Genomic DNA, 661 nt, shown 5'->3' with positions numbered 1-661 from the left:
CTGCCGACGAAGACCGAACAGGCCGACCTGCTCCAGGCCATGTACGGCCGCAACGGCGAAGCACCCGTACCGGTCATCGCCCCGTCCACGCCCGCGGACTGTTTCGACGCCGCCCTGGACGCCGCCCGCATCGCCCTGGCCTACCGCACCCCGGTCTTCCTCCTCTCCGACGGCTACCTGGCCAACGGCTCGGAGCCGTGGCGGATCCCGGAGGCGGACGAACTCCCGGATCTGCGCGTGCAGTTCGCCACCGGCCCCAACCACACCCTGCCCGACGGCAGCGAGGTGTTCTGGCCGTTCAAGCGCGACCCGCAGACCCTGGCCCGCCCCTGGGCCGTGCCCGGCACACCGGGACTCGAACACCGCATCGGCGGGATCGAGAAACAGGACGGCACGGGCAACATCTCCTACGACCCGGCCAACCACGACCACATGGTCCGCACCCGCCAGGCCAAAATCGACGGCATCACCGTCCCCGACCTGACCGTCGACGACCCCACGGGGGAAGCGAAGACGCTGGTCCTGGGCTGGGGATCGACCTACGGCCCGATCACCGCCGCCGTCCGCCGCGTACGCCGTGACGGAGGCCGCATCGCCCAGGCGCACCTGCGCCACCTCAACCCCTTCCCCGCCAACCTCGGCACGGTCCTGGCCGCGTACG

Annotated in this window: 1 pseudogene; it reads left to right on the top strand. The window is 71.4% G+C overall.

Annotated elements, in window-relative coordinates:
- Positions 1 to 661: pseudogene (locus tag K6I34_RS37775) on the top strand (2-oxoglutarate ferredoxin oxidoreductase subunit alpha); the annotation flags it as partial.

This window comes from Streptomyces sp. UNOC14_S4 (assembly GCF_020740835.1).
Taxonomy (GTDB): domain Bacteria; phylum Actinomycetota; class Actinomycetes; order Streptomycetales; family Streptomycetaceae; genus Streptomyces.
This window is presented reverse-complemented; position numbering and strand designations above follow the sequence as displayed.